This is a genomic window from Corynebacterium sp. KPL2825 (assembly GCF_037908445.1).
Lineage (GTDB): Bacteria > Actinomycetota > Actinomycetes > Mycobacteriales > Mycobacteriaceae > Corynebacterium > Corynebacterium kefirresidentii.
In genome coordinates this window covers 153637-162095 of the sequence record NZ_JBBMGI010000007.1, presented here as the reverse complement: position 1 = coordinate 162095, position 8459 = coordinate 153637, and the positions used below count along the sequence as shown (strand labels likewise).

Sequence of the window (8459 nt, the reverse complement as noted above, 5' to 3'; positions counted from 1 at the left end):
ACACACAACCATGCACACAAAAAATAAAAAGTACATTGGCACACTATTGAGTTCTCAAACATCACCACCAACCAACAGAAAATTAACTTCCCGTTAACCTCTCATCGGCAGCCCGTACAAACTTACTCAACTCAAAGAACAAAATCAAATCATCAAACAAAGTCCGCACAAAATGTCACCATCAAGTAACCTCCCGGCTACCTCTCAGCGACTTCGATAAAGCTACACCCCACACCTAGAAACACACAAATCCCCTGGTAAATGGCCAATAACCGTTACCAAGGGATCATGTAGCTACCTTATTGACACGAAGCGTGACGGCATTAGGAAGGATTCACAACCCGTGCCCCAGCGAAGCGCTTCTTGCCCTTGCGCAATACCAGCCACGAGCCATGCAGGAGGTCTTGGGAAGACGGAGACCATTCGATGTCCTCGATGCGCTGGTTATTCACGTATGCACCGCCTTCACCCACAGTGCGGCGCGCGGCACCCTTCGATTTCTCCAATCCCGCACCTACCAATAGATCCAGGATCGTGGCATCCGAGCTGACTTCCGCTACCTCGGTCTCCTGCAATGCAGAAGACAGGGTGGCCTCGTCCAAATCCTGTAACTCCGCCTTACCGAACAAAGCTTGAGAGGCCAGCTCCACTGCTTCGGTGGCTTGTGCGCCGTGGACCAGTGTGGTCATTTCTCGCGCCAACACTCGCTGCGCCTCACGCTTGTAGGGTTCCTCCTCTACCTTGCGCTCCAGATCCGCGATCTCCTCCTGAGTCAAGAATGTAAACCAACGCAGGTAATCGATAACCACCGCGTCTCCAGCATTAATAAAGTACTGGTACCAGGAGTATGGGCTGGTCAGCTGCGGATCCAACCATAGCTTGCCGCCGCCGGTGGATTTGCCGAACTTATTACCCTCGGCGTCCGTCACCAGCGGTACCGTCAGGCCGTGGACTTTCGCACCATTCACGCGCCGGTTCAGATCCACACCGGAAACGATGTTGCCCCACTGGTCGCCACCGCCAATCTGCAGGACACAGTCGTACTCATTGTGCAGGTGCACAAAGTCGTTAGCCTGCAGCAGCATGTAGGAAAACTCGGTGTAGGAAATGCCATCGGACTCCAAGCGGCGCTTAACCGTATCGCGGTCCAGCATGGTATTCAGCGAGAAATTCTTACCGATATCGCGCAGGTACTCGATGACGTTGATCTGGCTAATCCAGTCCGCGTTGTTCACCATCACCGCTGGGCTTGAAACGTCACTCTCATCGGTGAAGTCCACGAAAGATTCAAGTTGTGTCTTGATCATCTGCATATTCTCTGCGATCTGCTCTTCCGTGAGCATAGAACGCTCCCCAACATCACGTGGGTCACCAATCATTCCCGTCGCACCGCCGGCCAGCGCGATTGGACGGTGGCCGAATTGCTGAAAGCGTTTCAGCATAATCAGTGGTACTAGGTGCCCAGCGTGCAGCGAGCTTCCCGTCGGATCGAAACCGCAGTACAAGCTGATCGGGTTCTCTGTGGCCTCTTTCAAAGCCTCCAAATCCGTGGACTGGTTAATGAGCCCGCGCCATTCCAGTTCGTCAACAATGTTCGTGTTGTTAGTCATACGTAGGTGCTCCCCTGTTCCCTAATTATCTAAGTGTCTGCTTTTCCAGAGCGTGTGGCTTTAGTTACTTGGACCCAATGGGCCAGTCCTTAGCCTCGTCCACCAGCAGGACCGGAATGCCGTCCTGCACCGGATAGGCCTTGTTCAGCCGAGGGTTAACCAAATAGTCGCCGTGATCCTCCAGCGGTTGCTTGTCGATCGGGCACGCGAGGATCTCTAGGAGCTTCTGATCAATCATGCTGTTAAGTCTAACCCGTGCCCCAGCCATCCCACCGAGTGACTCTCTGTAGTTGTTTACCGCTTTTCTACTTTGCTCATTGAGGCTGTCCAATCAACCGTCCGCCCTAGGACTTAACACGCGGGTGCTGTGCGTTACAGTAGGAAGTGCAACCGAACACGGGCGCTCGAGGTATCGAGCTGAGATCGCGCTGTAATCCCCGCGCGAGTACCGCTAGAACCTGCCTGGTTAGAACCAGCGAAGGAAGAATGAGGAGAGACTTTTATGACGGATCCGTCTACACAGCACACCCGCACTACCATCCCGAATGACGACTATGGTGCGGAAATCCACCCGAAGCACAGCTTCGCCCCCATCGAAAAGCAGGTGGAATCCTTCGGCAAGACCTTCACCCTACAGGTGCCGGAAACCGAAGTTCAGCTGGACGATTCCCCAACGGGCCCGAATCCACCGCAGAAGCTCTACCGCACTCGCGGCCCCTGGGCCGAACCGACCGAGGGCCTGGAGGCTTTGCGCAGTGAGTGGATCGAAGCCCGCGGTGATGTAGAAGCCTACGAGGGCAGGCGCCGCAACCTGTTGGATGACGGTAACCGCGCCCTCAAACGTGGCGAGGCCAGTGACGAATGGAAAGGCGCTAGCCGCCAGACGCTGCGGGCCAAGGAGGGCAAGCGCGTAACCCAGATGCACTACGCCCGCCAGGGTATTATCACCCCGGAGATGGAATACGTCGCACTGCGCGAACACTGCGACGTAGAAAAGGTGCGCGAGCAGGTTGCCTCCGGCAAGGCGATCATCCCGAACAACATCAACCACCCGGAATCTGAGCCGATGATCATCGGCAATGCCTTCAATACGAAGATCAACGCCAATATCGGTAACTCCGCGGTGAGCTCGTCCATCCGCGAAGAGGTAGACAAGCTGCGCTGGGCCACCCGCTGGGGTGCAGACACCGTAATGGACCTATCCACCGGTAACGACATTCACACCACTCGCGAGTGGATCATGCGCAACTCCCCGGTACCGATCGGTACCGTGCCGATTTACCAGGCACTCGAGAAAGTCGACGGCGTGGCCGAGGACCTGACCTGGGAAATCTTCCGCGATACCGTGATCGAACAATGCGAACAAGGTGTGGACTACATGACGATCCACGCCGGCGTACGCCTACCCTTCGTGCCGCTGACCACCAAGCGCGTAACCGGCATCGTTTCCCGCGGCGGTTCCATCATGGCCGGCTGGTGCTTGGCTCATCACAAGGAGTCCTTCCTGTACGAGAACTTCGACGAGCTGTGCGAGATCTTCGCCAAGTACGACGTTGCGTTCTCTCTGGGCGACGGCCTGCGCCCAGGCTCCATCGCCGATGCCAACGACGCAGCCCAATTCGCTGAGCTGAAGACCATCGGCGAGCTAACCCACCGCGCCTGGGAGTACGACGTTCAGGTCATGGTCGAAGGCCCAGGCCACGTGCCGCTTAACATGGTGCAGGTTAACAATGAAAAAGAGCAGGAATGGTGCGGCGGCGCACCGTTTTATACCCTGGGGCCGCTGGTCACCGATATTGCGCCTGGCTACGACCACATTACCTCCGCCATCGGTGCGGCCAATATCGCCATGGGAGGTACCGCAATGCTGTGCTACGTCACCCCGAAGGAGCACCTTGGCCTGCCGAACAAGGACGACGTGAAGACCGGTGTAATTACCTACAAGGTCTCCGCCCACGCCGCCGACGTCGCCAAGGGCCACCCTGGCGCCCACGAGTGGGACGATGCGATGAGCAAGGCGCGCTTCGAGTTCCGCTGGCACGATCAATTTGCCCTGTCCCTAGACCCGGATACTGCCCAGTCCTACCACGACGAAACTCTGCCCGCGGAGCCGGCAAAGACCGCTCACTTCTGCTCGATGTGTGGACCTAAGTTCTGCTCCATGCGGATCAGCCAGGACATCCGCGACGCATTCGGTGACAAGATCGATGAGGCTCTGGCCACCGACCAGAAGCAAACGCTAGTCAAGGACCTCGGCTTGCCAGGCTTCGGGCGCCAGAGTGTAGACGGAGAACGCGTCACTAATACCGAAGGCGAAGAAGAAATGGCCGAGGAGTTCCGCCGTGCGGGATCCAAGCTGTATCTAGACCGCAATGAGGCCAAGGAAGTGGCCGAGGATCTGGAGAAGGAAGCAGCGATCCCCAGTGAGCGCTAAGCCTCGCCCTGCTGCGCAGGGTAGCCACCTGGATCTGCGGTGCTACCACGTTACGGGAGCACCGCAGGAAAAGGTCGTCCAGGTTGCCGCGGCAGCGGCCGCCGGTGGTGCGGGCGTGATTCAAGTGCGCAGCAAGCCCATCAGCGTGCGCGATCTGACCGCCCTAGCTATCGACGTTGCCGCGGCAGTCGAGGAAGCCAATCCGGCAACGAAGGTGCTTATCGATGACCGAGTGGATGTAGCGGCCGCCCTAATGGATGATCACCACATCCACGGCGTACACATCGGCCAAGACGACTTGAACCCGCACCTGGCGCGGCAGATTCTTGGCGAGGATGCGATCATCGGGCTGACCACCGGAACCCTAGAGCTAGTGCAGGACGCTAACGAGTACGCAGATGTGATCGACTACATCGGTGCCGGTCCGTTCCGCCCCACCCCGACGAAAATCTCCGGCCGCACTCCGCTGGGGTTGGAAGGCTATCCCCCACTCGTGGCGGCCTCGGCCGTTCCGGTCGTGGCAATCGGTGATGTACAGGCCACCGATGCCGCAGCACTGGCCCAAACCGGTGTGTCTGGTGTGGCGATTGTGCGCGCCTTCATGGACTCCGATGATCCGACTACCTTGGCGACCACGGTTGTGCAAGCTTTCGATCGGGTGAACGGGAATGCAGCAATCGGTTCACATGAATAACACTGTTCTCAGCCCGGGCAACCACCCCGATAGTCAGAAGCTACGCGCGGAGCACGCCATCATTGGCGCGGGAATCATCGGGCTGGCCACGGCATTCGAATTGGTGGAAGCGGGCGTATCCCCACAAGAAATTGTCGTGGTCGATCCCCAGCCCATTAGCGGTGCCACGTTCGTGGCCGGTGGCATGCTGGCGCCGGTTGCGGAGGTGCAATACCGGCAAGAGCCGCTGTACCCGCTGATGGTGGCTTCGGGCGAGATGTTCCCCCACCTGCTGGCCAGGTTGGGTAAGAAAACTACCGCACCGACCGGGCACCGCAGTGAATCCACCCTGGTGGTGGGTGCCGACCGCGCCGATGGCGTCCATATCCGCGAGTTGCTGGCGCTGCAGCAAAGACACGGTATGGATGCCCAGGCGCTGACACTACGGCAAGCCCGAAGGCTAGAGCAGGGGCTAAGCCCCCAGTTGGCGGCGGCAGTGGAAATCCCGGGCGACCATCAGATCAACCCGCGCATGTTCAGCGCGTGCCTGTTGGACTACCTGCAGCAAGCCGGAGTTCGCTTCGTGGCGACGGCCGCAACGCGCATCAACGGGCACGATGTACAGCTCACCGATGGCCGAGTGGCCACCGGCGACACGGTCTATCTCTGCAACGGGCTAGGTGCCAAAGACGTAGACGGCTGGTTCGAGGGTGTCAATCCCCTAGCGCTACGGCCGGTGTACGGTGACATGCTGCGGCTGCGGGTCCCAGACGCGCTGGTGCACACCAGTGGCGAACCGCTTACCCGAGTGGTGCGCGCATTCGTGGAGGACCGGCCGGTTTATGTCATCCCCCGTACCGATGGCACCATAGCCGTCGGTGCAACCAGCCGCGAAGACAACCGCAAAGGTCCTTCTGTAGACGGTGTGCACACGCTTCTTCGAGACGCCATCCGCGTGGTTCCTGGGCTAGAGGATTGCGAGTTCATCGAAGCCATCGTCGGCGCCCGGCCCGGCACACCAGATGATCTGCCCTACCTTGGCAAGGTGCGCGACGGGCTGGTGATCTCCACCGGCTACTTCCGCCACGGAATCCTGTTGTCCGCCTTTGGGGCTAAGGTAGGTGCCCAGTTGGGGTTGGGCACCTACCCCGCCAACGGGTTGGAGATAGACATCTCTGCCTGCGATCCACTACGCCACGCCCGATACAGCCCACCCCGATAGCCACAAAAGAAAGGAATAAGCACCATGGAATACACGCTTAATGGAAAGCGCCGCAGCAGCGAGGGGCATATCACCGTGGCTGCCGTCGTAAAAGCAGAGACCGGCGATGCCTCGCCGAAAGGCGTCGCCGTGGCCGTCAATGGCGACGTGATTCCGGCCAGCGACTGGTCTTATAAAGTTACCGACGGCGATGAAATGGATATCCTGATCGCCGTGCAGGGCGGTTAGGGCTTTACTCATGCTTTCTATCGCAGATAAACAATTCGATTCGCACCTAGTGATGGGAACCGGCGGGGCAAGTAGCCAGGCTATGTTGGAACAATCCTTAGTTGCCAGCGGTACACAGCTGACCACCGTTGCCATGCGTAGGCACAGTGCCACGAGCGCTAGCACCGGTGGGGAATCCATCTTCGAGCTCTTGCAGCGATTGGGCATTGACGTGCTGCCCAACACTGCTGGGTGCCGCACCGCTCGGGACGCAGTAACAACCGCCAAGCTAGCCCGCGAGGCGCTGGGCACCAATTGGGTGAAGGTGGAAGTTATCGCGGATGACCATACGCTTCTGCCCGACGTGGTAGAGCTCGTGGATGCCTGCGAGATGCTGGTTGCTGAAGGATTTGTGGTGCTGGCATATACCAGCGACGATCCGATCGTCGCCAAGCGTCTAGAAGACGTGGGCGTGGAAGCGGTGATGCCTTTAGGCTCGCCCATCGGCACGGGCCTAGGCATCCTGAACCCGCACAACATCGAGCTGATCTGTTCGCGCACCCATGTTCCCGTGCTGCTGGATGCCGGTGTGGGCACGGCCTCCGATGCTGCACTGGCCATGGAGCTGGGCTGCGATGGCGTGCTTTTAGCGAGTGCTATTAACCGCTGCCAGGACCCCATGGCGATGGCCACTGCAATGAAATACGCCGTGGAAGGTGGCCGGTTGGCCCGGCAAGCTGGCCGCATTCCGAAACGGCAGCACGCCGTGGCCTCGTCATCATTCGAGGGGTTGGCTAGCTGGGAAGACAAAGTCCTGTAATGAGCCCACTGCCCCGCGAAGAGTTGTACAGAGTAGCCCGCCAAACCCTATTGCCTGGCTTCGGCATCCCCCAGCAAGAGGCGCTGCACGGCACCCACGTGTTCGTCATCGGCGCTGGCGGATTGGGCTGCCCCCTGATGCAGCAGCTAGCTGCCGCCGGTGTTGGCGAAATCTCTGTGATCGATGACGACACGGTGGATCTCACTAACATCCACCGCCAGATCCTGTTCGGCACCCACGATGTGGGAAGGCCCAAGGTGGACGTCGCCGCCGAAAAGCTCCGGCAGCTGCAAACCGGCATCGTAGTACATGCGATTCGCGACCGTTTTACCGTCGACAATGCCGTGGGCTACCTTCGTGGGGTGGACATCCTAGTGGATGGTTCTGACACGTTTGCCACCAAGTTCCTAGCAGCGGATGCTGCGGAGATCACAGGCACCCCGCTGGTGTGGGGCTCGGTGCTTCGCTACCGGGGCGACTGCGCAGTGTGGTGGTCTGGGCCCGGCGCCGAGTCCGGCGTGGGAATGCGCGACCTCTATCCCCTGCAACCCGACCCAGATTCCGTGCCGGATTGCGCCACCGCCGGTGTGCTGGGCGTAACCACCAGCGTGGTCGCGGGCTTGATGTCCACCGAGCTAATCCAGTTCGCAACCGGCATGAACCACGACCGGGTGGGCTTGTTGAGCATCTACGATGCCCTGACCGCCTCCATCACTCACTTCCGCGTGCCCCACGACCCGGCACGCGAGCTAACCACACAGCTGCAGCAAGACTACGGTAGCGCAGCTTGTGCCGTGCCGGATGCCGATGCTGCCGCTGCCACTGCCCCCGAGATGTTCGAAGATCTGCGCGACGGTGCCGCGGCCATCGACGTGCGCGAGGCCGGGGAGGCTGCCATAGATGATTTCTTTTTTGCTGCCGGCACAGAGCATTACCATTTACCAACCTCCGTGTGGCAGGACGATCCAGAGGTGGCGCGCTGCCTGCTCGATTCCCTGCAGGCCGAAGGGCAGCGCAAAGCGTGGGTATACTGTGCTTCCGGCAAGCGATCGGCCAACTTCATCTCGACCTTCGCCGCGGATGCAAAACAGCGTGGTATTAATATGCTAAACGTCGCAGGCGGCATAACAAGCCAGCCCGCAGCGTTCCACGGAATACCTAAGCACTAGCTAGTCAATGATGTCGATGACAAGGTGATTCGGGTTTTCCGGTAGGTCCACCTTGAACTTCGCGTTGGATTCATAAAAAGGTGCTGGGGAGTCACCTGCTTAGCACAGAGTATCCAGACTTTACATAGAATCCAGATTCATGAGGGCCATTTCATCGCGTGGCCTACCAGAATTACTGGAACGTCATCTTCAATGGGATAGGCAATGCTAGGAACGCTCATTGACAAGGACTTGCTTATCTTCCGGATATATCAACAGGCCCTTGTCCTGCGGACGGACAAGTACCTCGAGCAACATTGGGTCAAGACTCTTACATCTAATCCC

At 58.9% G+C, this 8459-nt stretch carries 8 protein-coding genes and 1 pseudogene; 6 read left to right on the top strand and 3 right to left on the bottom strand.

The window, feature by feature from the left end; genetic code table 11:
• Positions 1–323: 323 nt before the first annotated feature.
• Both tyrS and WMQ00_RS07420 read right to left on the bottom strand, forming a co-directional pair.
• Positions 324–1610, bottom strand: coding sequence for a tyrosine--tRNA ligase (gene tyrS / locus WMQ00_RS07425; RefSeq protein WP_023021619.1), 1287 nt, complete (start codon positions 1608–1610; stop codon positions 324–326).
• Positions 1611–1674: 64 nt separating this feature from the next.
• On the bottom strand, positions 1675–1848 hold the full coding sequence (locus WMQ00_RS07420) for a Trm112 family protein (protein ID WP_034656461.1): 174 nt from the start codon (positions 1846–1848) through the stop codon (positions 1675–1677).
• 264 nt (positions 1849–2112) lie between these two features.
• On the opposite strand from WMQ00_RS07420, the gene thiC reads away from it, so the two are divergent.
• The 6 genes from thiC to WMQ00_RS07390 are packed head-to-tail and all read left to right on the top strand — an operon-like array spanning position 2113 to position 8135.
• Positions 2113–4044, top strand: coding sequence for a phosphomethylpyrimidine synthase ThiC (gene thiC, locus WMQ00_RS07415; RefSeq protein WP_023021621.1), 1932 nt, complete (start codon positions 2113–2115; stop codon positions 4042–4044).
• Between the two features lie 28 nt (positions 4045–4072).
• Entirely contained in the window at positions 4073–4738 is a 666-nt protein-coding gene (locus tag WMQ00_RS07410) for a thiamine phosphate synthase (RefSeq protein ID WP_034656487.1), read from the top strand.
• A complete protein-coding gene (thiO, locus tag WMQ00_RS07405) occupies positions 4731–5939 on the top strand; it encodes a glycine oxidase ThiO (RefSeq protein WP_023027758.1) in 1209 nt (402 codons plus the stop codon). The genes WMQ00_RS07410 and thiO overlap by 8 nt, the downstream gene beginning before the upstream one ends.
• A 24-nt stretch (positions 5940–5963) precedes the next feature.
• On the top strand, positions 5964–6167 hold the full coding sequence (thiS, locus tag WMQ00_RS07400; protein ID WP_023021624.1) for a sulfur carrier protein ThiS: 204 nt from the start codon (positions 5964–5966) through the stop codon (positions 6165–6167).
• Between the two features lie 10 nt (positions 6168–6177).
• Positions 6178–6966 (top strand): thiazole synthase, encoded by a 789-nt coding sequence (locus tag WMQ00_RS07395; RefSeq protein ID WP_023021625.1) that lies wholly within the window; start codon positions 6178–6180, stop codon positions 6964–6966.
• Entirely contained in the window at positions 6966–8135 is a 1170-nt protein-coding gene (locus tag WMQ00_RS07390; RefSeq protein ID WP_023021626.1) for a ThiF family adenylyltransferase, read from the top strand. Before WMQ00_RS07395 ends, WMQ00_RS07390 begins: the two co-directional genes overlap by 1 nt.
• Before the next feature lie 137 nt (positions 8136–8272).
• Here the strand turns inward: WMQ00_RS07390 and WMQ00_RS07385 are convergent.
• A pseudogene (locus WMQ00_RS07385) lies at positions 8273–8432 on the bottom strand (Trm112 family protein).
• Positions 8433–8459: the final 27 nt, after the last annotated feature.